The organism is Kribbella sp. NPDC056951 (assembly GCF_042674205.1).
Classification (GTDB): domain Bacteria; phylum Actinomycetota; class Actinomycetes; order Propionibacteriales; family Kribbellaceae; genus Kribbella; species Kribbella yunnanensis.
This window is the reverse complement of the sequence record NZ_JBHUQZ010000001.1, coordinates 927,512-949,665: the sequence shown is the minus strand read 5'-3', so window position 1 is coordinate 949,665 and position 22,154 is coordinate 927,512. Positions and strand designations below refer to the sequence as shown.

The 22,154-nt window shown below is 67.8% G+C and carries 23 protein-coding genes, 1 tRNA gene and 1 riboswitch; of the genes, 14 read left to right on the top strand and 10 right to left on the bottom strand.

The genetic code is table 11. The annotated features are described in order from the left end of the window. Positions 1–7: 7 nt before the first annotated feature. A tRNA-Lys gene (locus ACFTSF_RS04470) sits at positions 8–83 on the bottom strand. Positions 84–237: 154 nt separating this feature from the next. On the opposite strand from ACFTSF_RS04470, the gene ACFTSF_RS04465 reads away from it, so the two are divergent. From ACFTSF_RS04465 to ACFTSF_RS04440, 6 genes are all read left to right on the top strand, one after another. Next, positions 238–909: a hypothetical protein gene (locus ACFTSF_RS04465; protein WP_344153546.1), complete on the top strand. Its 672-nt coding sequence runs from the start codon at positions 238–240 to the stop codon at positions 907–909. 128 nt (positions 910–1,037) lie between these two features. Then, positions 1,038–1,655 (top strand): G5 domain-containing protein, encoded by a 618-nt coding sequence (locus ACFTSF_RS04460; RefSeq protein WP_380152464.1) that lies wholly within the window; start codon positions 1,038–1,040, stop codon positions 1,653–1,655. A gap of 245 nt (positions 1,656–1,900) precedes the next feature. Further along, the gene (locus tag ACFTSF_RS04455) at positions 1,901–3,868 is read left to right on the top strand and encodes a hypothetical protein (RefSeq protein ID WP_380152463.1); all 1,968 of its coding nucleotides are present in this window, start codon (positions 1,901–1,903) and stop codon (positions 3,866–3,868) included. Positions 3,869–3,875: 7 nt separating this feature from the next. Then, complete coding sequence (locus tag ACFTSF_RS04450) at positions 3,876–4,811, top strand: DUF5937 family protein (protein WP_380152462.1); 936 nt, start codon at positions 3,876–3,878, stop codon at positions 4,809–4,811. Between the two features lie 4 nt (positions 4,812–4,815). After that, positions 4,816–4,931, top strand: a riboswitch (TPP riboswitch). Further along, complete coding sequence (thiS, locus tag ACFTSF_RS04445) at positions 4,921–5,151, top strand: sulfur carrier protein ThiS (protein WP_380152461.1); 231 nt, start codon at positions 4,921–4,923, stop codon at positions 5,149–5,151. Its footprint overlaps the riboswitch before it by 11 nt. 1 nt (position 5,152) lies before the next feature. Beyond that, positions 5,153–5,926, top strand: a complete 774-nt coding sequence (locus tag ACFTSF_RS04440; protein WP_380152460.1) for a thiazole synthase — start codon at positions 5,153–5,155, stop codon at positions 5,924–5,926. On the opposite strand, the gene ACFTSF_RS04435 is transcribed toward ACFTSF_RS04440, so the two are convergent. Then, positions 5,923–8,256 (bottom strand): hypothetical protein, encoded by a 2,334-nt coding sequence (locus ACFTSF_RS04435; RefSeq protein WP_380152459.1) that lies wholly within the window; start codon positions 8,254–8,256, stop codon positions 5,923–5,925. The genes ACFTSF_RS04440 and ACFTSF_RS04435 overlap by 4 nt on opposite strands. A 56-nt stretch (positions 8,257–8,312) precedes the next feature. Between ACFTSF_RS04435 and ACFTSF_RS04430 the strand changes: the two genes are divergently transcribed. After that, the gene (locus ACFTSF_RS04430; protein WP_380152457.1) at positions 8,313–8,702 is read left to right on the top strand and encodes a RidA family protein; all 390 of its coding nucleotides are present in this window, start codon (positions 8,313–8,315) and stop codon (positions 8,700–8,702) included. Here the strand turns inward: ACFTSF_RS04430 and ACFTSF_RS04425 are convergent. Together ACFTSF_RS04425 and ACFTSF_RS04420 are read right to left on the bottom strand one after the other, a co-directional pair. Further along, positions 8,695–9,567 carry a serine hydrolase gene (locus ACFTSF_RS04425; RefSeq protein WP_380152456.1) on the bottom strand — a complete coding sequence of 291 codons (873 nt, stop codon included), beginning with the start codon at positions 9,565–9,567 and terminating at the stop codon, positions 8,695–8,697. The two genes, ACFTSF_RS04430 and ACFTSF_RS04425, sit on opposite strands and share 8 nt — an antisense overlap. Further along, entirely contained in the window at positions 9,564–10,478 is a 915-nt protein-coding gene (locus tag ACFTSF_RS04420; RefSeq protein WP_380152455.1) for a LysR family transcriptional regulator, read from the bottom strand. The genes ACFTSF_RS04425 and ACFTSF_RS04420 overlap by 4 nt, the downstream gene beginning before the upstream one ends. Before the next feature lie 118 nt (positions 10,479–10,596). On the opposite strand from ACFTSF_RS04420, the gene ACFTSF_RS04415 reads away from it, so the two are divergent. After that, the gene (locus tag ACFTSF_RS04415) at positions 10,597–11,517 is read left to right on the top strand and encodes an MBL fold metallo-hydrolase (RefSeq protein ID WP_380152454.1); all 921 of its coding nucleotides are present in this window, start codon (positions 10,597–10,599) and stop codon (positions 11,515–11,517) included. On the opposite strand, the gene ACFTSF_RS04410 is transcribed toward ACFTSF_RS04415, so the two are convergent. From ACFTSF_RS04410 to ACFTSF_RS04400, 3 genes are read right to left on the bottom strand one after another with little or no spacing between them, the layout of a single operon-like run. After that, positions 11,507–12,280: an alpha/beta fold hydrolase gene (locus ACFTSF_RS04410; RefSeq protein ID WP_380152452.1), complete on the bottom strand. Its 774-nt coding sequence runs from the start codon at positions 12,278–12,280 to the stop codon at positions 11,507–11,509. The two genes, ACFTSF_RS04415 and ACFTSF_RS04410, sit on opposite strands and share 11 nt — an antisense overlap. A 47-nt stretch (positions 12,281–12,327) precedes the next feature. Beyond that, a complete protein-coding gene (locus tag ACFTSF_RS04405) occupies positions 12,328–13,071 on the bottom strand; it encodes a GNAT family N-acetyltransferase (RefSeq protein WP_380152451.1) in 744 nt (247 codons plus the stop codon). A gap of 52 nt (positions 13,072–13,123) precedes the next feature. Beyond that, on the bottom strand, positions 13,124–14,524 hold the full coding sequence (locus ACFTSF_RS04400) for a PLP-dependent aminotransferase family protein (protein ID WP_380152450.1): 1,401 nt from the start codon (positions 14,522–14,524) through the stop codon (positions 13,124–13,126). 46 nt (positions 14,525–14,570) lie between these two features. On the opposite strand from ACFTSF_RS04400, the gene ACFTSF_RS04395 reads away from it, so the two are divergent. Next, entirely contained in the window at positions 14,571–15,845 is a 1,275-nt protein-coding gene (locus ACFTSF_RS04395) for an FAD-binding oxidoreductase (RefSeq protein WP_380152449.1), read from the top strand. 7 nt (positions 15,846–15,852) lie between these two features. Further along, the gene (locus ACFTSF_RS04390; protein WP_380152448.1) at positions 15,853–16,353 is read left to right on the top strand and encodes a tetratricopeptide repeat protein; all 501 of its coding nucleotides are present in this window, start codon (positions 15,853–15,855) and stop codon (positions 16,351–16,353) included. A 12-nt stretch (positions 16,354–16,365) separates the two neighbouring features. Here the strand turns inward: ACFTSF_RS04390 and ACFTSF_RS04385 are convergent, their stop codons facing one another. Together ACFTSF_RS04385 and nhaA are read right to left on the bottom strand one after the other, a co-directional pair. Beyond that, positions 16,366–16,797, bottom strand: a complete 432-nt coding sequence (locus ACFTSF_RS04385; protein WP_344153499.1) for a rhodanese-like domain-containing protein — start codon at positions 16,795–16,797, stop codon at positions 16,366–16,368. A gap of 64 nt (positions 16,798–16,861) precedes the next feature. Then, positions 16,862–18,748 (bottom strand): Na+/H+ antiporter NhaA, encoded by a 1,887-nt coding sequence (gene nhaA / locus ACFTSF_RS04380; RefSeq protein ID WP_380152447.1) that lies wholly within the window; start codon positions 18,746–18,748, stop codon positions 16,862–16,864. 104 nt (positions 18,749–18,852) lie between these two features. Here nhaA and ACFTSF_RS04375 point away from each other — a divergent pair, with 104 nt between their 5' ends. The 4 genes from ACFTSF_RS04375 to ACFTSF_RS04360 are packed head-to-tail and all read left to right on the top strand — an operon-like array spanning position 18,853 to position 21,652. Beyond that, a complete protein-coding gene (locus ACFTSF_RS04375; protein WP_380152446.1) occupies positions 18,853–19,554 on the top strand; it encodes a GAF and ANTAR domain-containing protein in 702 nt (233 codons plus the stop codon). 27 nt (positions 19,555–19,581) lie between these two features. Further along, positions 19,582–19,803 carry a hypothetical protein gene (locus ACFTSF_RS04370; protein ID WP_380152445.1) on the top strand — a complete coding sequence of 74 codons (222 nt, stop codon included), beginning with the start codon at positions 19,582–19,584 and terminating at the stop codon, positions 19,801–19,803. A 9-nt stretch (positions 19,804–19,812) separates the two neighbouring features. Beyond that, complete coding sequence (locus tag ACFTSF_RS04365; RefSeq protein WP_380152444.1) at positions 19,813–20,949, top strand: ROK family protein; 1,137 nt, start codon at positions 19,813–19,815, stop codon at positions 20,947–20,949. Between the two features lie 31 nt (positions 20,950–20,980). Continuing rightward, positions 20,981–21,652, top strand: a complete 672-nt coding sequence (locus ACFTSF_RS04360) for a GNAT family N-acetyltransferase (RefSeq protein WP_380152443.1) — start codon at positions 20,981–20,983, stop codon at positions 21,650–21,652. On the opposite strand, the gene ACFTSF_RS04355 is transcribed toward ACFTSF_RS04360, so the two are convergent. Continuing rightward, complete coding sequence (locus tag ACFTSF_RS04355) at positions 21,596–22,138, bottom strand: CGNR zinc finger domain-containing protein (protein WP_380152442.1); 543 nt, start codon at positions 22,136–22,138, stop codon at positions 21,596–21,598. The genes ACFTSF_RS04360 and ACFTSF_RS04355 overlap by 57 nt on opposite strands. Between the last annotated feature and the right edge of the window lie 16 nt (positions 22,139–22,154).

The window sequence follows — 22,154 nt, the reverse complement described above, 5'->3', positions numbered from 1 at the left end:
CAGCCGCTGGTAGGCCCCGTGGGACTCGAACCCACAACCCGCGGATTAAAAGTCCGCTGCTCTGCCAATTGAGCTAGAGGCCCCGGTGGTGAGGGGTTGGGGACAAGTGTTGCAGGTTTGGGGGTGGGGTGGGGGCGGTGGGGTGGGTGAAGGGGTGTTCGGGGGGTGGTCTGAGGCGTACTGTCGGGGTCTGGGGAGTACTACTCGCGCGCCGGGGGGCTGGGGCAAGGGGGCGGTATGGGGGTTGTGGAGCGGGCTGCGATCGTGGAGGGGCATGACGAGGTGGTGTCTGCCTGGAAGGAGATCGTTTGGCAGGCCTCTTCGATGGGGCTGGCCGATCGGATCGTGATCGGGGTGAAGTTGCGGGCTCGGGCGGAGGCGCTGGCCAATTGGGAGGGGCTGGCTCGGGATGCGGGGGATCTGGCGACGGATGCCCGGGCTTTTGCGGCGGCGGTGAAGGCGCAGAATCCGTTGACGACGGTGCTTGCCGTGGTGGGGTTCGCGGGTGGGGTGCTGGGGTTCTTCGGGTTGTGGTCGTTCCAGGCGCTGCGGAAGGCTTGGGCGCCGGCTGCGGAGGCGGCTGAGGCGGGGATGGCGCAGACCGAGGCGGCGTTGATCGGGTTCTTGACGCTTGCTTCTGGCGGGGTGATCGTGGCGGTGATTCGGGCGGCGGTGGAGGCTGCTCGGGCTGCTATGGAGGCGCTGGAGAGTTTCAGTGCGCGGTCGCATCCGTCGGCGGTGTTGTTGCGGGAGGTTCGGCCGGCTGAGGAGCGGTTGTTCGCCGTGTTCCAGAAGCGGGTGCCGGAGCCGCCGATCAGTGCGGGGCCGTTGATTGCGCTCGGAGCCGCGGGGTTGCTGGTCGGGATCATTTTCGCAGCTTTGATCGGGGTTGGCGTAGCCGCTCGGTGAGATGTACGGCGCTGAGGTCTGGTCGAGGGATCGATCGGGGTGCTATGCAGTTGTCTTCGCCTGGGTGGTCCGGGCGCTGGCAATCCCGCCGCGGGGGGGAACCGACGGCGGGTTTGGGGGGAAGTGTGTTGCGTATTCGTGCTGCGTTGATGGTGGTTGCTGTGCTCGGGTTCGGGGTCGGGTGCGGTACGGCGGAATCGACCGAACCGGCTGCGGTTGCCGGTGGGCGGGTGATCACACGGACGGTGACCGCGCCGACCAGTCAACCGCCGACGCCGAAGGCCAGGCCGACGCCGAAGCCCGTCGTACCGACGTCCGTCGTACCGGAGACGACGACGAAGACGGTTGTCGAGTATCGGGTGATTCCGTTCAAGACGAAGACGGTGACGGATAGCGAGCTGCCGAAGGGTGAGCGGGCCATTCGGACGGTGGGGGTGAACGGGTCGCGGAAGTTGACGTACGAGGTCACGTACGTCGGTGGGAAGTCGACGGCGAAGAAGCTCATTCGCCAGGAGGTCGCGAAGCAGCCGCGGTCGCAGGTGACGGTGGTGGGGACCAAGGTCGAGGAGGACGTGGAGTCGGGGTGCGATCCGAACTACAGCGGGTGCGTACCGGTCGCGAGTGATGTCGACTGCTCGGGCGGGAGCGGGAACGGGCCCGAGTACGTCGATGGTCCGGTGACGGTGACCGGGTCCGACATCTACCGCCTCGACTCCGACCACGACGGGATCGGCTGCGAGGACTGAGGCGAACCCCACGGCCATCACAACTGGGCGAACCGCCGCCCGCTGAGCGTGGGGGTCGGGCGCAGCATGCAGTTGTGATGGGCCTGGGGTCCGCGCCTGAGCGCAGGAGGCGGGCCTGGGTCGGCACGTCTGGGCAGGGTGTGCGGGGTTGCGGGGCAGATGTCTGGTTCGTGGGGGTGGGAGGGGGCGATGGTGAGGGCCTGAGAGGGGTGGGGCTCGTGACGGGCTTGTTTGGGTGGGGGCCATTGAGGGCTTGGCTGGGGTTGGTCCTGGCGGTAGTGTTGTCGGCTACTGCTGGGGTTGCGTATGCCGGGGAGCCGACGTACGGCGTAGTGACGTCGGAGTACAACCTCGGGGACGAGGCGATCACCCTGCTGGGCGGGGTGATGTCCGAGTTACGGGCCAAGGTTTATGAGCCCAAGCGGGCACCGGGGAAGCGGCCGCTCATCCTGTTTCTGCACGGATTTCATGAAGCCTGTTATGGCGGTGACGGGGTGCAGCGGTGGCCTTGTGCCCCGGATCAGCGGCCGGTGCCGAGCTTTCGTGGGTACGACGCCCCGGGCATCGAGCTCGCCAGACATGGGTACGTCGTCATCTCCATCAGCTCGAATGCCGTCAACCGCAATGTCGGCAAGACGCTTGACGCCGGCACCAGGTTGCGCGGTGAACTCGTCCTCGCCCACCTCGACCTGTGGAAGCACTCGAACCGGGTTGACCTCGACAACGTCGGTCTGATGGGTCACTCGCGTGGTGGCGAGGGTGTGGTGGCCGCGACGCTTGCGAATGCGGCTCGCCCGCACCCGTACGGCATCAAGGCGGTCCTCCCACTCGCATCCACGTCAGCCACGAGACAAGCTCTCCCAGGTGTCGCGCTCAACCTGTTGTCGGGCTACTGCGACGGCGATGTCTACGACCTGCAAGGCCAGCACCTGTACGACGACGCGCGCGCCACGGACGACGACGCACCCAAATCCTCGGTGCTCCTGATGGGGGCCAACCATAACTTCTTCAACAGTGAGTGGACGCCCGGTCAGGCGGAGGCGCCGGCAACGGACGACTGGGGTTTCAATCCCGACGACGAGCCCTGCGGTACGGCGACCGCCACCAGACTGACCGCGGTTGAGCAGCAGGCGGCCGGGCGGGTGTACATCTCGGGCTTCTTCCGCTGGATTCTCGGCGGCGACGAAACCCAAGGAAAGCTGTTCGACGGCTCCAACCCCAAGGTCACCTCGCACTCCCCCGACCGCCACGAACTCGCAAGGTTCGACAAACCCGTGAGCACGAGCGGCGATCTGACCGCGACTGTCTGCACCGGCAGCCCGTCCTGGCTACCCGACCCCAACCCCGAACCATTCTGCACCGAGAACGAGCAGCCCGATCGCTTCCCACACTGGGTCCCCAGCTTCTTCCTCCCCGCCGTCCCGACCCCCGCGATCACCGCCCTCCAATGGACCAGCCGGAACGGCGTCCTCCGCATCCCGGTCAAGACCAGCAAGCAGTACGACGTACTGACGTTCCGCGCCGCCGCGGACCCGGACCGGCCCACCCAGGACCTCACCGTCCGACTGATCGACAACCACGGCAAGTACCGCGATGTCGCCGTCTCGCAGGTCGGCGACGCCCTCACCCAGCTCCCCGGAAAGCACGAGGACAGCCAACCCAAGACCCTGCTCCGAACAGTCCGAATCCCCTTGAAAACAAGGGCTCTCAAGGCAGTAGAACTCCGCACCGATCGCACCAGCACAGGCCGGATCTTCATCTCTGACCTCGCCCTGAGCACGCCCTCAAGAGGCCGGACCACGATCAACCAGCTCCCCCGGATTTCGGTCGCCGACGCCGCACCGATTGCCGAGGGCAACAGCACGACCAAGGTCGACTTCACAGTCACCCTCAGCAGATCAAGCCATCAGCCCATCACAGTCCACGCCGAGACAGCCGGCTTCACCGCGGACCCCGAGATCGTCCGGCCGCTGTCGACCACGATCACCTTCGCGCCCGGCGAGACCCGCAAGACCGTCGCCGTACAGATCCACGGCAATACGACCGCCCAGCCCGACCAGGACTTCAAGCTCGCGCTGGCGGTACCGCGCAACGCGATCACCGACGACGCCTGGGCCACCGGCAAGGTCCTCGACGACGACACCGGCCCATCCACCCAGCTCCATAGGCCAGAAGTAACCCCACGAGGCGGTCCCGGCTACCGCGGGATGTAATGAACGGGTGCTGACCTACGAACTGACATCCCGGGATCTGGAGGAGGTCCGCTTCGCCCTGTCACCCGCCTCGGAGACCGTCCTGTCCCTCCGCGCCCTCCGCGACCCCGGCCGGTTCCCGCTCCAACTCCCCTGGATCCGCACAGTCCAGCCGCTACTCGAAGACCTCGACTGGACCGTACTCAGCCACCTGGTCAACGACACCATGGGCAGCCCCGACTACCTCACGCCGCGGCCGACTTCCCCACTTACCCAGTTCACCGACGAACTCCAGCTCATAGCCGCAGTCGATCAAGAAACCTTCACTAGACAGCACACAGCAGTCAACGGCGAGCTGCCCGAAGGCCTCACACCAGCCCGGGTCACCGCAGCACTCGACGACTACTGGCAGACGGTCATCGCGCCGTACTGGAATCGCATGCGCACCATCCTCACCGCCGACATCACGTACCGCGGTCACGTGCTCACGCAACAGGGCACCGGCGCGATGCTCAACGAGCTCGGCCCCGCGATCTCTTATAGCCAAGGCCTCTTGAAGGTCGCCAAGGTGAGTGCAATCAGCCGCACAGAGAAGGTCGACGGCCGCGGCCTAGTCCTGCAGCCCACCCTCTTCGGCCCGCACGCAGTGATCCCCTACGACCCCGGCGCCGAACCGTTCCTCGGCTATCCACCCCGCGGCCAGGCCAACCTGTGGACAGTCGTCGACCCACCCACACCACAAGACCTCGCCAAACTCATCGGTACGGCGCGCGCCCGCATCCTGCAGTTGCTCACCCACCCGCGCACCACGACCGACGTGGCCGCCGAACTCGGGGTCACCCCGTCCGCAGTCAGCCAGCACCTGCAACTGCTCCGCCGTACCGGTCTGGTCGAACCCCAGCGAGCCGGCAAGCAAGTGCTCTACAGGCCAACAGAATTGGCGAGTTTGCTGACGGGGAACTAAAGTCGAAACAGACCGCGGGAGCTCGCACCGGAGTGGGCTGAGAGGGCGACAGAGCAGGCGTCGCCGACCGCTGAACCTGAATCGGGTAATTCCGGCGTAGGGAGGACGCATGACGCAGTACGACGAGTCACCGCTTGAGCACGCGGTGTGGGTGAACGGTACGGCGACCAGCAGCGGACCGGGGATGTCGGTCGCTCAGCTGGTCGCGGAGATGTCGGATCGGCAGACCGGGATCGCGGTCGCGGTGAATCAGAGTGTGTTGACCCGCGACGAGTGGTCGGCCACGATCCTGACGGCGGGTGACCGGGTCGAGATCGTCGGCGCGGTCCAGGGAGGCTGACATGGACGACCCCTTCGAGCTGGGCGGCCGGACGTACTCCTCGCGGCTCATCATGGGCACCGGCGGTTCGGCGAACCTGGAAGTGATGGAAGAGGCGTTGATTGCCTCCGGCACCCAGTTGACCACGGTCGCGATGCGCCGGCTGGGGACCGGGCACGAGGGCTCGGTGCTCGACGTGCTGAAGCGGCACGGGATCGAGATCCTGCCGAACACTGCCGGCTGTCACACCGCGGCCGAGGCTGTGCTGACCGCCCGACTGGCCCGCGAGGCGCTGGGGACCGATCTGGTCAAGGTCGAGGTGGTCGCCGACGACCACCTGCTGCTGCCTGATCCGGTCGAGCTGCTCGACGCCGTGGACATCCTGATCGCCGACGGCTTCACCGTGCTCCCCTACACCAACGACGACCCGATCCTGGCTCGCCGGCTGGAGCAGGCCGGGTGTGCGGCCGTGATGCCGTTGGCGGCACCGATCGGTTCGGCCCTCGGGATCCGCAACCCGCACAACATCGCACTGATCGCCGAGGCGGCCAACGTCCCGGTCATCGTCGACGCCGGCATCGGTACGGCGAGCGATGCCGCCCTCGCGATGGAGCTCGGCTGCGCCGCGGTCATGCTGGCGACTCCGGTCACCCGCGCGGAGAAGCCGGCCCTGATGGCCGCCGCCATGCGCGACGCCGTCAGCGCCGGCCGCAACGCCCGTCTGGCCGGCCGGGTCCCCCGCCGCTGGCACTCCGGCCAGGCGTCCTCGCCGACGACCGGCCTGCCAACCTTCTAGTCGTTGTCGCGGATGGTCCCCTGCACCCGGTAGGGGACCTTCAGTACGGCGCCGTCTGCGGCCGTGATCACGACCGTGAACGTCTCGGCCTTCTCCCGCAGCTTGTCGTCCTTGATCGGTACGACGAACTGCCCGGTCGTCTTGCCCGCATCGACCTGCGGATAGAGACCTCCCTCGGGATCGACGAAGTCAGTGCCGAGTTTCGCCGTACCGCTGCGCAGCTCAGCGGTCAGGCGAGCACCACGGTCCGACGGAGCGGACAACTTCATCTGGAACACCACACCACCACGCCCTTCGGTTCCCACACCCGGCGAGATGGTTATCGAGGGAGTCGGGTCGTCGTCGCGGACGATCCCGTCGGCAAGCGAGCGGCCGATCATCGCGTCCGTCGACCCGGACAGCACCATGATGAACGTGACGTCGTCACCATCTCGCTTGTTCGGCCGCAGCGGCACCTTGATCGTTGCCGACCGATGCCCGGCCGGGATCGTCACGCGGGCATGGAACGGCTCCACCACATCGCTGATGAAGTCCCCGGACGCCTCCGCCCAGAACGTCACCGGCCGCGGGCTGACCCGCGACAGCCGCACCTTGAAGTCGGCCGTCCGCGGTCCGGAATCGCCTTCCACCATGTCCACATCCGCGACCGAAAGCACCGGCAGCATCCGCGGTCGCCAGTGACTAAGTGACGGCGTCGAGAACGACAGATCAGCCAGGTACGCCGTACCTCGGGCGACCCGGTCGGTCCGGATCTCCACCGACCGCACGTCCCGCAGGTCGAGCGGCAGACCGGCCAACGGAATCCGGACCGTCTGCAACATCACCTTCGGCAGCAGATCGGCGATCTTCCCCGGCAACGGCTGCAACGCCTTGCTGACGGTGGATACCAGCACACTGGCCGACCGCCCGCGGCCGTCCGTCAACCGCACCGACAGATCGGTCGCCCTTTCAGTTGCCCGCAACGACAGTACGTCGTACTGTCGAACATCGCGGCGGCCGACCGGCAAGTCGAAGCGGAGTCGCCCATCCGACGCGGTCCAGCTCAACTCCGTCACCCGCCCGGCCGGAAGGTGCTCGACCGGCGGATCGGTGACCCAATGCGGGTATCGCCCATAGGGGTTGCGCACGCAATCCGAAGCGCACACTCGCGTCCGAGCAGACCCAGTCAGTACGCCGGAAGCTCCGTCCAGGCGAGCGACGTCGTACCGGCGAGGCGACTGCGCCATCACGGAGACGACCGCACGACCGGCTGAGTGGGCGCGCGCATTCGAACCGTCGAGCAACGGCAGCAGCGCGGTCTCGCGGCCGAGCTCGAGACGGAAGAATCCAGCCATGTAAGCGCGACCGGCCGCTTCCTGCTCGACTGCGGTCAGGCGTTGCTTGGACTTCTTTCCGCAGGGCTCGGCCTTGTCATCGGCAGTCCAGTCGTCCTCCGAGTCCGCGACCGAACGTCCTGGCGTCCACTCGGTGTTGAAGAAGTTGTGGTTGGCGCCCATCAGCAGCACGGTCGAGCGCGCGGCGGGATCGCGCGTCATCGAGTACCGCGTGTCGTCGTAGTACCGCTGGCCGGACAGGTCGCTCACGTCGCCGTCGCAGTACGGGAGGATCACGCTCAGCGCGACTCCGGGCAGGTTCGGTCGGAGGAAGCCACCGGGTGCGAGGAGCAGGACTGCGCGGATACCGAACGGTTCACCGAGTTCGGCGTTGAGCTGAACCGCCCGGGCGACGCCTTCGCCGCCGCGGGAGTGACCCATCAGGCCGACCCGTTGCAGGTCGACCTTGCCGACGTACTTGCGGCCGAAGGGCCCGTCGCCGTGAGTCGACCAGCGCTGCCAGAGCTTGAGATGTGCGAGCACCAGCTGGGCGCGAGCCAGCGAACCGGTCATCTGGGTGTCGAAGTCGGCGAGGTTGATCGCGTTCGCGCTGATCGAGACCACTTGGTAGCCCTGGCTGGCCAGCGCCTTGGCCGGAGCGTCGTATCCGGCGTAGCTCGGGATCGGCTTGGATCCCTTGGGACACGGCCATTCCATCAGCTCGTCCGGATCCATGCCCTTGGCGTAACAAGGCACGTGGATTCCGTGCAGGAACAGCACCAGCGGACGGCGGCCGGGTGCACCCACCGGTGTATAGGCTCGTCCGGTCAGTTCGCTCTTGATCTTGAACGCCGGAATGTCGACGGCCCGATCACCTAAGTGATAGTCCCGTACGTCGACCGTGTACGCACCGCTCGCGCCCGGATCGACCGGCAGGAATGTCTCAGCGCTCGCCGGCGCTGTCACCAGAGATGGCACCAGCACTACCAACGCGATCAGCGCCCTACGGATCTTCACGTCCGGAGCCTAGGCTGCGAAAGGGCAACCACAGATCACCGTTTGATGGAGGATGCATGAGTACGCTGGAATATCCGCGTCCGGAGGGCGTTGCACCGGGCAACGGTTACAGCCACGTGGTGACCGGTCCGGGCCAGTGGGTCGCGATCGCCGGTCAGGTCGCCCTCGACGCTGACGGCAACCTCGTCGGTGAGGGTGATGCAGAAGCCCAGACCCGGCAGGTGTTCGCCAACCTGGACGCGGCTCTGAAGGCCGCGGGCGCTACGTGGGCCAACGTTGTGAAGCTGAACTACTACTTGACTGACATGGCCGGTCTGCCGGCTCTGCGCACGGTTCGCGACGAGTACGTCGACACTGCCAACCCGCCGGCCAGTACCGCCGTACAGGTGGTGGCGCTGTTCCGTCCGGAGGCACTGATCGAGATCGAGGCGTACGCCGTTATCTGAGCAGATTGACCGCCAGCTGCGCGGCGAGGCCGATGGTGGAGTCGGCGCGCGGCTGGCGGGAGTCGACGCGGGCGGTCTGGGTGAAGACCGCGACTGCGTAGGCATCCCCGGCCGGGAGGGTGACGACGCCGACCTCGTGCCGCAGCGCACCGAAGGTGCCGGTCTTGCCGGCGACGCGGATCGCGTCGTGCGGGAAGCCGGAGGCCAGGCGGTGCTGGAAAATCTGCCGCTGCATGGTCGCCTTCGCGAAGTCTGTCTGGGCCGCGGAGAGCAGTTCGCCGGACCAGAGTCGGCGGAGGAGCAGGGTCATGTCGGACGGGGTCGATGCGGAGGCGTTGGCGGCTTCGTAGACGCCGGTCGGGGTGGTGCGGTTGTTATCCGCCAGTACGGCGAGGGCCGCATCCGGATCGTCCAGTCCGGTACGCCGTTGCAGGTCGAGCAGGTTGGCCGCGGTCCCCCGTCGTACCCAGGTCTGTTGCAGGCCGAAGGATTGCAGCAACTCGGCGAGTCGCTCGAGGCCGACCTCGGTGAGCAGCGCATCGGCTGCGGCGTTGTCCGACACGGTCATCATCGAGACGGCCAGGTCGCGGAGGGACATGGTCACGGGGTCTGCCATGAGGGACAGGCCGGTCGGGCCGGGCGTTCGCGTGGACGGATCGAGGGTGAGTTGTGCGCGCGGATCGAGCTCGCCTTCGTCGACCAAGTGGCAGAATCCAACCAGCAAAGGCAGTTTGTAGACCGATGCCATCGGTACGACGGCGTTCGCGTCGATGTCGACTGTCGATTCCGGCGCGTCGAGCGCGACCGCATGCAGCCAGCCGCGTACCCCGGCGTCCTCGAAAACCGCGCGGATCCGGGCACTCACGGGGTCACCAACGCGTTGGTCAGCTGCGCGATCACGTCGATCGGGTGGGCGAACGGAGTCCGCGACCACACCAGTCGCAACCGCGTGGGCAGCGGATCGCCGGCCAACTCGTACCGCTCGACACCGGGCGCGATCAGCGTCGGGTCCGCGGTCATCACAATCGCCTGCCCAGCCGCCGCCATCGCCAGGCCCGCGCGCTCATCCGTCACCACGACGGTCCCACCATCCGGCCGATGCAAGGCCAACGTGTCCAAGAACAGATCCCGAGCCGCCGGCGCCTCAGCCCGAGGCCGAACCGCCACCGGCAACCCACCCAACCGTCGCAACTCCACAGGCAGGCCGCCCCGTGCCGACTGCTCGGCCGCAAGAGCCCGGGCTCTAGATCCTGCGCCCAGGCCAGCCGGGGCCAAGGCCCAGGTCGGCAGGAGTTGCACTGGGCCTGCCTCCAACCCATCCAGGACGGTCGGATGGAGTACGACGGCCAGCGTCAACCTGCCGGCGGATACCTGGTTGGTGAGGGAGCTGGTGGGCGCGGAGACGACTGTCACGCGACTACCGGGAACTGCGGCACCGCAGGCGGCGGCGACTGCGGCACCTGCGGCTGGTGGAACCTCGGGCGCGAGGCCGAGGCGGATCTCGGGCCCCTCGGGGTCGCGGGCGACCGCAGCTTGATGGAGTTCCTCGATGGATGTCAGCGCCCGGCGCGCGAACGGCAGCAGCGCGGCACCGGCGGCGGTGAGCTCGACACCGGTCGAACCGCGCTCGAACAGCTTCGCCCCGACCAGCGCCTCCAGCCGGCGCAACCCCTGCGACAGCGGCGGCTGGGTGATCCCGACGACCCGCGCCGCGTCTCCGAAGTGCTGTTCCTCGGCTAGTGCGACAAAGATCTGGAGGTGCCGTTCAGTCAGCATGATGCCGCTGACCTGCGGTGATATCCCCTGACACTTGCCTCATGCCTGAAAGCATATTCGACACACGGTCAAGCGCTCGCTTTGGATGAGACCTCCGGAACGGCGAGAGGAGAACGCAGTGAAGGTGACGCGACGAGGCATGATCGCAGGGGCGGCGGCGGTCGGTGCGGCCGGAATGATCGGCACCCCAGCCATCGCGGAAACAACCAGCAAGCCGCAAACCCGACGTACCCCGGTGGAGTTCACCTGGCTCGGCACGCACGCCTGGCAGATCCGCTGCGGTGAGCACATCGTGCTCACCGACCCGTGGCTGACCCGCTTCCACACCGGCACCTTCACCCCCGAAGGCGCCGACCCGAAAACCAAGCTGGTCATCGACAAGACGGTCATCGACAAGCACCTCACCAAGGCCGACGCGATCCTGGTCCACCACGGCCACTACGACCACCTGTCCGACGTCCCGTACGTCGCCAAGAAGACCCAGGCGACCGTGTTCGGCACCCGCACACACGTCAACCTGCTGAAGGCGATGCGCACCCAGGCCGACCTGCTGTCAGCGGTTCGCGGTGGCGAATACCTGGTCTTCGACGGCTTCACCATCGAGGTCTTCCCGTCGCTGCACTCCTGCGGCGGCAAGCGCCACACCTACGCCTACCCCGGCTACCACCAAGACGCCGTACCGCCGCGCCCCCGCCACATCGAAGACCTGCTCGAAGGCGGCACCCTCGCCTACGTCATCACGATCGGCGGCCTGCGCATCCTCAGCCTCAGTACGGCGAACTTCGACCCGCACGCACTCCGCGATCTCCAGGTCGACGTCGTCCTGGCCGCCCCCGGTGGCGAACCCGGCATCACCGACCGCCTCCTCCAAACCCTCAAGCCGGTCACCACCGTCCTCGCCACCCACTGGGACGACTTCGACAAACCCCTCACCGACCCCGGCATCCCGTGGACCGACCTGACCCCGCTCCGCAAATCCGTAGAACAGTCCGGCGCCAAGTTCGTCGTACTCGATCACCTTGAGAAGCTCACCCTCTAGGGAGAAACCCGTCCAACGCGTCCGCGACCAGCTCGGGCCGTTCCAAGGTCTGCAGATGCGGTACGCCGGGTAGCTCCACGAACTGCCCGCCGGGGATACCGTCCGCCAGTGACCGCAGTACGTCGGCCGATCCGGCCAGGTCGGCCCCGCCGGCCACCACCAGAGCCGGCGCGGTGAACGCCCCGAGCTTCCCTCGCACGTCAAGCTGTTTCATCGCCCGCCACGCCGCCGCCCAGGCCGCGGGGTCCATCGCCCGCACTCCCTCGCGCGCGAACCGCACTCCAGCGGCCTCGGCGGCCACGGCCTCCGGCGTGAACCAGCGCGCGATCGACTCCTCGACCTGGGCCTCCATCCCGCCGGTCTCGACCGCGGCCGCGCGCTGCTCGAAGACCTCCGGGAACGGACGGTCGGTGGTCGCGAGTAGAGCCAGCGACGCGAACCGCTCCGGCGCCTCGACAGCCGCGGTCTGCGCGATCCCACCGCCGTACGAAAGGCCCACGATGTGCGCGGTGTCCAACTCCAAGGCATCCAGTACGCCGAACAGGTCGCGCGCCAGGTCGGTCAGCCGCCGTGGATGCGGCGCAGCAGCTGCCTCGCCGTGACCACGCAGGTCATATGCGAAAACCCTGCGCCCGTCGGCCAGCCGGTCCAGCACGGGCTCCCACATGCGCTTGTCGGAACCGAGCGAATGCAGGAGCACGACCGGCGGACCGCTCGCTCCGCGACTGAGCAGGCCGGTCCGGTGATCATCAAGAGTCAGCACACCCACGAGTCTCGCCGACCACCGGTCCAGACCACGGATCCTTTTGCTCAGGGCAGAGTGCGGTAGTGGTAGCGGGAGATGGTGCTGAAGCCGAAGCGGTTGTAGAGGGTCAACGCAGGAGTGTTGTCGGCGAGGACCGAGAGGAAGACGTGGTTGATTCCTCGGGTTGTTGCCTTGAGCAACAGGGCGCGGATGACGGCTTGGGCGAGGCCTTGGCGGCGGAAGGTGGGGTCGGTGGCGATGCAGTAGAGGCCGGACCAGTCGTCGACCAGAGCTAGCCGGCCGATGGCGGCGATCTGGTTGCCGATGGTGATGGTGGCGTAGAGGGCCGAGCCGCGATCGAGGATCTGGCGGGCGACGGCTTGTTCATCGGGGCCGCCGCGGCCGTCGTTCTGCCACCAGAATTCCATCCAGGCATCGTCGGCGACCGGGGAAATATTCACCTCGACCGTCGACGCCGGCAGCGCCGCGAGGACGTCAGCGACCTCGGCGCACTGCACGAGCGTCGGGTTCTTCAGCTGGTACCCGCGAGCGGCCAGGTGGTCGTCGAGGTCGGTCGGCTGGGCGGCGGGGCTGATCTGGAAGGACGGCGTGATGCCGTGCGCCTGGTACAGCGTTTCCACGTAGTCCAAGGCTTTTCCGAGATCGTACGGCGCTCCGGCCGGGAGGACCGAGTTCGCCCGCAAGGTGACACCGGCCGCTCGTCGGACCAGCCAGCCGTCGAGTTCGGTGCTGTGCGCGGCAGGCCAGCACCGGTTCATCAGGTGGTCGATTCCAGCGGCGGTGATCACCCCTCCGAGAGTAGAACCATCCGGATCGAATTGCAACGAAATGAATAGTTATTCATGAGCGCACAGCCGCGACCGCCTCGGCCAGGAGATCGACGCCTTCGATGACCGAGTTCACCGTCAAGCTGCCGTACCCGAAGACGAGCCCGGCCGGTCCCGGCGTCGACACCCAGTACGGCGCCAACCCGTAGACACCCAACCCACGTTCAAGCGCTGCCGCCTGGATCGCGGACTCGGTCAGGTCGTCCGGCAGCAGCGCCATCACGTGCAGCCCGGCCGAGACCCCGGTCGGCGTCAGCTCGGGCAACCGCAGCGCCAGCCGCTCCACCAACGTGTCCCGCAGCAACCGGTACCGCGGCCGCATCCGACGCAGGTGCCGATCGAATTCACCCCGCGCCACGAAGTCCGCGAACGCCAACTGGTCCAGCACCGGCGACCCGCGATCATCCATCAGCTTCGCGCGCGCCATCGGTTCGACCAACCGCGGCGGCAGAATCATCCACCCCAACCGCAGTCCCGGCGCCAACGTCTTGCTCGCGGTCCCGGCGTACGCGACCCGATCTGGCATCAGCCCTTGCATCGCACCGATCGGTTCCCGGTCATACCGGAACTCCGCGTCGTAGTCGTCCTCGATCACCAACCCGTCCCGCCGCGCAGCCCACGCGACCAGCGCGGCGCGCGTCTCCGCCGACATCACCGCACCGGTCGGGAACTGATGCGCCGACGTCACCAGTACGACATCCGCCTCGGACCGCTCGAGCGCCTCGACATCAACCCCACCCTCAAGCACCGGGATGCCGACCGTCACGAGCCCGGCCGACGCGGCCACCCGTTGCAGGTCGTTGTCGGACGGATCCTCGACCGCGATACACCGATATCCCTGCGCAGCAAGGACTTGCAGTAGCAACCGCGATCCCTGCGCGAACCCGTTGCAGATCATCATGTGCTCCGGGAGCGCCGCCGTACCGCGGACTCGGTTGAGGTAATCGGCCAGCGCCGTCCGCAGCTCGATCGTCCCGCGCCCGTCCAGATAGGCAAGACTCCGGTACGGCGTCTCGTTCAGCACCCGGCGAATCGACCGCAACCACGCGGCTCGGGGGAACTGCGAGACGTCGGGCCGGCTGTAGCGGAAATCGATCCGCGCCTCGACGCCCGTCAGCAACGTCACCCCGGGCGACTCGATCGCGGCCACCTCGGCGACCTCGGTGTACCCACCGGCCCGACTGACCAGATACCCCTCGGCCACGAGCTGCTGATAGGCCTCGACCACCACACCCCGCGACAAACCCAGATCGTTGGCGAACGAGCGGGTCGACGGCATCACCGCACCGGCCCGCAGCCGGCCCTCGCGAATCCGCGCGCGGATGCCGCTCTCGAGCTGCTGATGCAGCGGAGCGCCGCCGGTTCGCTGCAGCTCGATCAGCAGTTCGCCTGAATTGGTCCTGATTCGGCTCACAAAACTGGACCTTATCGAAGTACCGCCGGACCGTCAGTGTGAATCCATGACGACCTTTCTGCACCCGGGAGACCGCGGGTACGACGAAGCCCGCTCGATCTGGAACGCGATGATCGACCGCCGGCCGGCCGTGATTGCGCGCTGCCGGACGACCGCCGACGTGGTGGACGCGGTCCGGCTGGCCCGGACCTCGAACCTCGAACTCGGCATCCGCTGCGGCGGCCACAGCATCGCCGGCCTGGCCGTCCCCGACGGCGGCCTGATGATCGACCTGACCCCGATGGGCGGGGTCGAGATCGACCTCGAACGCCGGATCGCGATCGTCCAGGGCGGCGCGCTACTCGGCGAACTGGATCGCGCGGCGCAGCGATACGGCCTGGCGACGACCGCGGGCAACGTCTCGCACACCGGGGTCGGCGGGCTCACCCTCGGCGGCGGGATGGGCTGGCTGGCCCGGCGATTCGGGCTCGCCTGCGACAACGTCACGGCGTACGAGGTAGTGACCGCGAACGGCGACGTCATCCGCGCGACGGCGGACGAGAACGCCGATCTGTTCTGGGGACTACGTGGTGGCGGCGGCAACTTCGGTGTCGTGACCGCGTTCGAGTTCCAGCTGCACGAGATCGGGACGCGTGCATTGGTTGCCGAGTTCACCTATCCGATCGAGGCGGCGTACGACGCGTTGCGTGGCTGGCGCGAGCTCAACCGCACCGCGCCGCGGGAGGCGACCTTCACCGCCTCGATCACGCCGGACGGTGTCACCCTCGGCTACGTCTGGGTCGGCCCGCGTGGGGACGACCTGCTGCCCGAGTTCCGCGCACTCGGCCCGGTGCTCCACGAGAAGGTCGAGGCGATGCCGTACCTGACCCTGCAGAGCCGGGACGACAGCGTGCAGGGTCACCGCTACCGCCGCTACTGGAAGGGGCACTACTTCAAGTCGCTGCCCGACGAGGCAATCAAGGCGCTGATCAACACCCCGGGCCCCAGCGCCAGCCTGCAGGCCTACGGCGGCGCGATCTGCGACACCCCGGACGACGCGGCCGCCTTCAGTCACCGCGACACCCTGTTCGAGTTCGTCACCGCGACCCGCTGGCAGGACCCCGCCGCCGACGAGGAACGGATCGCCGAGATCCGCGAGTACGCGGCGACACTGACGCCGTACGCCGAAGGTGCCTATGTCAACACGCTCAACGGCGAAGCGATCCACCGCGCCTTCCCGCCGGCCAAGCTCGCCCGACTGGCCGAACTCAAGGCGAAGTACGACCCGGACAACCTCTTCCACCTGAACCAGAACATCGCGCCCGCGGCCCTCGCGGCATGATGGCAGGGTGACAACTGAACTGACGCCTGAGTTGGCGGCGACGATCGAGGCAGCCTTCGCCCAGCGGGACCGGGACAACATGCAGCCGACGATCGACTTCTTCGAAGCCCTCCTCGTGGAGCACCCGGACAATCCGTACGTGCTCTACGAGGTTGGTGGCGCATACGACACCGACGGGCAGGAGGAGAAGGCCGTCGGCTACTACGAGCAGGCGCTGCCGAGCCTGACCGGCGAGATCCGCCGCAAGTGCCTGCTGCAGTACGGCAGCACGCTGCGCAACCTGGACCGGTTCGACGAGTCGCTGGAGATCTTCAAGAAGGCGTGCGCCGAGTTCCCCGAATCGGACTCACTGCGGGTCTTCAAGGCGCTGACCCTGCACGCGGCCGACCGCAAGGACAAGGCGCTCGCCACCTTGCTGCTGGTGATCGCAGACCGGCTGGAGACGCCGGAGATCAAGCGGTACGAAGCTGCCATCCGCGGCAACGCGGAGTACCTCGCCAACCTCTAGCAGGCACAGGCTCTAGCAGGCGCAGGCGACGCCGCGGGGTGCGGTCAGCGGGTCGGACAGCCGGCGGGTGATGCCGTCGGCGGTCTCCACCGGCAAGCCCTCGCGCGTCCAGTACTCGAAGCCGCCGATCATCTCCTTGACCGGATAACCGAGCTTCGCGAACTCCAGTGCGGCCCGGGTCGCGCCGTTGCAGCCGGGTCCCCAGCAGTACGTCACTACGCGCACGCCAGCCGGTACGACGGTCGCCGCGCGCTCAGCGATTTCGCGGGTCGGCAGGTGGATCGCGGCGGGGACGTGCCCCTGGTCCCAGCTTTCCTGGCTGCGGCTGTCGATCAGCACCCAGCCCGTCGTACCGGCGCCGATGTCGGCGGCCACGTCGGAAACATCGGTCTCGAAGGCCAGCCGACCTGCGAAGTGGGCGACGGCTGCGGTCTGTTCTGTCATGTCCTCAGCGTCGGCGATCGCGGTCGGCGAGAATAGTGGCAGAAATGACCTAGTACATCAAGATTCAGCCATACCGCTGGCTGATCCGAGCGCGGGCCCGGGCCACCTTGATCGCGGTCTTCAACGTCTCGACGTCGTACGCGCCGTAGTGCCGCTGGCCGTTGATGAAGAACGTCGGCGTCCCGGACACTCCGCTGAGGTCGGCCGACTCGACATCCCGCGCGACCCGGGCTGCGGCGACATGCCGCTTGACCTCGTCGTGGATCCGCTGGTTGTCGAGGCCGAGCTGCTCGGCGTACGACATCAGGTCCTTGGGCTGCAGGTTCTCCTGGTTGGACAGCAGCAGGTCGTGCATCTCCCAGAACGCACCCTGCGCATGCGCGGCCTCGGCCACCTCGGCCGCAATCTGCGCCCGCGGGTGTACGTCGGACAACGGCAGATGCCGCCACACGTACCGCAGGTCGTCGTCCTGCAACAGATCCCGTACGACGGGTTCCGCGATCCCGCAGTACGGGCACTCGAAATCGCCGTACTCGACGAGCGTCACCGAGGCGGTCTCGGGACCGCGGACGTGATCGAGGTCGGGGTCGACCGGATCGACGAGATCGACCAGCTCTTCGGCTCGACCGAGCAGCGCGAGCGCCTTCTTCGGCGGACTGAGCAACTTCACCGACCGGAACACTGCCCAGGTCACCGCGGACGACACGACCACCGCCGACAGCAGACCGAGCTTGGCCTCCGCGAGGGCCGGACCTTCGAACGCGATCGTTGCTATCAGCAAAGAGACGGTGAAGCCGATACCGGCGATCGTGCCACTGCCGGCGACCGCCGCCCAGCCGACCTGCGGTCCGTATTTGCCACCGGAGAAGCGGTCCAGCATCCAGGAGACCAGGGTGACCGCGACCGGTTTGCCGACCACGTAGCCGATCAGGATGCCGAGCGTGACCGGCGAGGTAAACGCCCGGCCGAGGAAGGCCGCGTCGATCGTTACACCGGCGTTGGCGAGGCCGAACAACGGGACGATCAGGTAGCTCGTCCACGGGTGATAAAGGAACTGGAGCCGCTCGTTCGGCGAGATCGCCGCGGTCAGCCCGACGGTCGCCGACCTTGCCAGCTCGGGTGTGGGCTGCTCGCGGAAGACCCGGAACAGCCCGCTCGCCTGCTCGAGCTCCTCACGACCAGGCGAGTACGCCGGTGCGGTCAGACCGATCGCCAGCCCGGCCACGACCGGGTCGACGCCACTCGTGAGCAAGGCGGCCCACGTGATCACGCCCAGAACGACGTACACCCAGGGTTTGCGGACCCGGAGGAGCGCAAGGCCCAGTACGACGGCGAAGGCGACGACCGCGATCAGCAGCGGCATCAGGTCGATGTTCTCGCTGTAGACCACGGCGATCACGACCAGTGCCAGCAGATCGTCGACGACGAAGACGGTGAGCAGGAACACCCGGACGCGATCCGGAACCCCGCGACCGACGAGCGCGAGGAGGCCGAGCGCGAGGGCGGTGTCGGTCGACATCGCGACGCCCCAGCCATGCGCGGTGTCGGTGCCGAGGTTGAAGGCCAGGTAGATCAGGATCGGCGCGACCATCCCGGAAACGCCCGCGAGCACCGGCAGCACGAACCGGCTCCGGTCCCGCAGGTCGCCGAGATCGAACTCGCGCCGCGCTTCGAGGCCGACGACCAGGAAGAACAGCGTCATCAGACCGCTGTTGATCCACTCCCGCAGGTCGAGCCCGAACGCGCGGTGGCCGAGCTCGAAAGAGAGGTCGGTTCGCCAGAATTCGTCGTACGAACCCGGGGCCAGATTCGCCCAGAGCAGGGCGATCAGGATCGCCGCCGCGAGCACTCCGGAGCTGCCGGCCTCGGTGCGCAGGAAGCTGCGCATCGGAGCCGCGAACTCCCGCCGCCAGTTCGTCCGGCCGCTCAGCAAGGCCGGGAAGTCCGCCATGGTGCAACCCTACTGTGGGAATCCAGGGTGGAGGCTGCATGATGTCTCCTGCGGACGCCGTCTGCCCGGGCGTTCCGGCGTACGAATGACCATTGGGAGCCCCGTTGACCGAGCAAGAGCTCACCGCCACCTCGGCGGATGCGTTCGCACAGCTGGCCATCGAGCTACACGATGCGCCTGGCGTCGAAGAGACCATCGATGCCGTCGTCCAGTTCGCTTTGCAGGCACTGAGCTGCACGTACGCCGGTGTCGCGCTGTACACGCGGGGCGGTAGCCCGGAGATCGCGGCGGTGACCGATCCGGTCGTGGCCGATGTCTACGAACTGCAGCTCCGCACTGACGTCGGCCCACTGGTGACCGCCCTGCGGGACCGGACCACGATCCTGATCCGCGACACCGAAACCGACGGCCGCTGGCCGGAATGGACCAGCAAGGTCGCGGCGCTCGGGGTCCGCAGTTCGCTGGACGTCCCGCTGGCAACCGGTGACGCGGCCGGCCAGACGGTCGGCGTACTGGGCCTCTACAGCCCGACCCCCGATGCCTTCACCGAGGACGACGAGGCAATCGCCCACATCCTCGCCCGGCACGCCTCAGTCGCCGTCGCCTCGGCCCGGCACGAGGAGACGATGGCCCAGGCCGTCGACGCCCGCAAACTCGTCGGCCAGGCCATGGGCATCCTGATGGAACGCTTCGACGTCGACGGCGAGCGAGCCTTCGCCATCCTCAAGCGCTACTCCCAAGACACCAACACCAAACTCCGCGACGTCGCCCAGCAGTTGATCGACACCCGCAAGCTCCCGCACTGAGGCTCGCGGATCTGGGAGGGTGGCGGGGTGACGGTTGAGCAGGTGTGGGCGGCCCGGCGGCTGCGGACTGACATCATCCGCCTGCGCATCGCCACCGGCCTCCTGCTCGCAACCGGCGTCGTACTCCTCTTCGCCATCTCACACCCCATGCCCGGCCTGCTCGTGATGCTGTGCGCCACCTTCACCCTCGCCGCCGCAAGCAGCCGCTCCACCCGTCTACGCCGCCTGGAACGACAACTAGGCAACTAGGCTGTTGGGATGGGGAGTTGGCAGCCGTTGGTGGGGCCCTCTCGGCAGGTGGCGTTGGAGATCCTGCTGGATGGGCCGCTGTCGCGTGCCGAGTTGTCTCGGCGGGTGGGGTTGTCGCCGGGGAGTTTGACGCGGTTGACGAAGCCGATGGTGGAGTCGGGGTTGCTGGTCGAGGTGTCGGCCGGGCCTACGGATGCCCGAGTTGGACGGCCATCGCAGCCGTTGGATCTCGATCCGGCAGCTCATCACTTCGTGGGGATCAAACTCACCGGCGACCGGGCGATCGGCGTACTGACGACCCTGCGGGCCGAGGTGATCGCGAGCCTGGAGCGGCCATTGACTGATCACACACCGTCCGCGGTGGTTGACCTCATTATGGAGCTGACTGACGATCTCGCGGCCCAGTCGCCGCGGGCGATCACGGGGATCGGGGTGACGCTTGGTGGGCGGGTTGCTAACGGGACCGAGGTGCGGTGGGGACCGTACCTGGACTGGGTGGACGTGCCGCTCGGCGAGCTGCTGGCCGCCGGGACCAGTACGCCGATCGTGGTGGCGAACGATCTTGACGCGCTGACCGAGGCGACCCACTGGTTCGGGGCCGGGCGGGGTGCGGACCGGTTCGTGCTGATCACGATCGGCGCCGGCGTCGGGTACGGCCTCGTCGTCCACAACCGGACGATTGAGAGCCCGGACACCAGCATCGGGCTGATCGGTCATCACCCGCTGATCCCCGACGGCCCGCTCTGCGACCGTGGGCACCGCGGTTGCGCGCTCAGTCTGCTCACCGTGGGCTCGATCACCTCCCGGGTCGGCGCCGCGCTCGGGCGGGCGGTCGACTACGAGGAGTGCCTGGATCTCGCGGCCAAGGGCGACCCCGCGGCCGAGCCGGTGATCAGTCAGGCCGGGTTCGCGCTCGGGAAGCTCATCGCCGCCGCCGCGAACTTCACCATGCCCCAGCGGGTCGTCCTCGGCGGCGAGGGTGTCCGACTCGCAGAAGTCGCCCGGACCGAACTGCTGGCCGCCCTGCACGCCGACCGGCACCCGTCCGGCGCCGAGCTGCCGATGGTCCTGCAGCCCGCCGACTTCACCGAATGGGCCCGCGGCGGCGCGGTGATCGCCATCCAGACCTTCGTCCTCGGTAACTGACTAACTCAAAATAAACAGTTACACTCACGGAATGGATACCGTGAGGCGATGGATGGCGGGCTGGCGGCTGTGCCGCGGCCTGGAACAACCGCTCGAGTACGACGACGTCCTGCTCGCGCACCTCGGCCTGCCCGGGCGTGAGCGGGAGATGTTCACGCTGACCGACGACCCGGCCCTCATCGACCGCCTGGCCGCGGCCGTCACCGAGACCACCTGGCTGACCGTCACCACGCAGTACGGCAACGCCGCGGCCGCACGAATGAGCGCCGCCGGACTGCAGCCGTTCGCGGAACAGAAGGTGCTGATGTCGATCGCGCTACGCAACCACCCCCAGCCCGCGACGCCCCCGCCGTACCAGCTGTCCATGCAGAGCGACGGACCACTGGATCGCGTGCAACTCCAGGCCGCGGACGGCACAGTCGCCGCCCGCGGAATGATGGCAACCGTCGGCACAGACGCGGTCATGCACGACATCCACACCGACCCCGACCATCGCCGCCGCGGCCTCGGCAGCGTAGTGATGGGCGCGCTCAGTCAACGAGCGCTCGAGCGCGGCGCGGACAGCGCCCTCCTGATGGCGACCGAAGTCGGCGTCCAGCTCTACCGCTCACTCGGTTGGTTGCCGGAAGCAACCATGGTGACGGCGTCAGGCAGTGCGAGCGCGGTGCGCAGCGACCTTGGTGCGGTTCTGACAAGCCGTTGAGCAGAACCGCTGAGTGCGGTTCCGAGTCGAATCCAAGAACAGGTCATCACACCGCGAGGCCGCACACCGCCGCAGCCGCTCCGAGTCGTGACTGCCGAGCAGCATCGCCACCGCGGTCGCGAACTCGGCCAGCCACCCGGTCGCCGCGGAAACCCCCGGCGCCGCGAAATGCAGGTGCCACAGCTGCCCCGGCTCCCGGGTCAGCTGCGGGGTCGCCTGAGTACGCCGCAGCAAGTCGTTGACGAGCGCCACCGCGCCGTCGACATCCGGTAACAGGCTCAGCGCGTCATACAACTGCCGCGCGCCCGTCTCATATTCATGGAGCTCGATCGGGACGGTTCGATTGGTGGTGAGCCGCAGCACGCCGCGGATGGCCTCGTCGTCCGGCGGCGCGGCCGGCCGGCCCTGCCGCGTGGGTGCACCGAAGACGTTCGCCAGCGCGATGGCCGCGGTGAGCGACGCTTGCAGGTGTTCGGTGGGCTCCACGACGCCCAGTATCCGG

Coding starts and splice junctions, on each gene's coding strand:
- ACFTSF_RS04465 (WP_344153546.1), top strand. CDS start 238: ATGGGGGTTGTGGAGCGGGCTGCGATCGTGGAGGGGCATGACGAGGTG.
- thiS (WP_380152461.1), top strand. CDS start 4,921: ATGACGCAGTACGACGAGTCACCGCTTGAGCACGCGGTGTGGGTGAAC.
- ACFTSF_RS04440 (WP_380152460.1), top strand. CDS start 5,153: ATGGACGACCCCTTCGAGCTGGGCGGCCGGACGTACTCCTCGCGGCTC.
- ACFTSF_RS04430 (WP_380152457.1), top strand. CDS start 8,313: ATGAGTACGCTGGAATATCCGCGTCCGGAGGGCGTTGCACCGGGCAAC.
- ACFTSF_RS04420 (WP_380152455.1), bottom strand. CDS start 10,478: ATGCTGACTGAACGGCACCTCCAGATCTTTGTCGCACTAGCCGAGGAA.
- ACFTSF_RS04395 (WP_380152449.1), top strand. CDS start 14,571: ATGACGACCTTTCTGCACCCGGGAGACCGCGGGTACGACGAAGCCCGC.
- ACFTSF_RS04385 (WP_344153499.1), bottom strand. CDS start 16,797: ATGACAGAACAGACCGCAGCCGTCGCCCACTTCGCAGGTCGGCTGGCC.
- nhaA (WP_380152447.1), bottom strand. CDS start 18,748: ATGGCGGACTTCCCGGCCTTGCTGAGCGGCCGGACGAACTGGCGGCGG.
- ACFTSF_RS04365 (WP_380152444.1), top strand. CDS start 19,813: ATGGGGAGTTGGCAGCCGTTGGTGGGGCCCTCTCGGCAGGTGGCGTTG.
- ACFTSF_RS04360 (WP_380152443.1), top strand. CDS start 20,981: ATGGATACCGTGAGGCGATGGATGGCGGGCTGGCGGCTGTGCCGCGGC.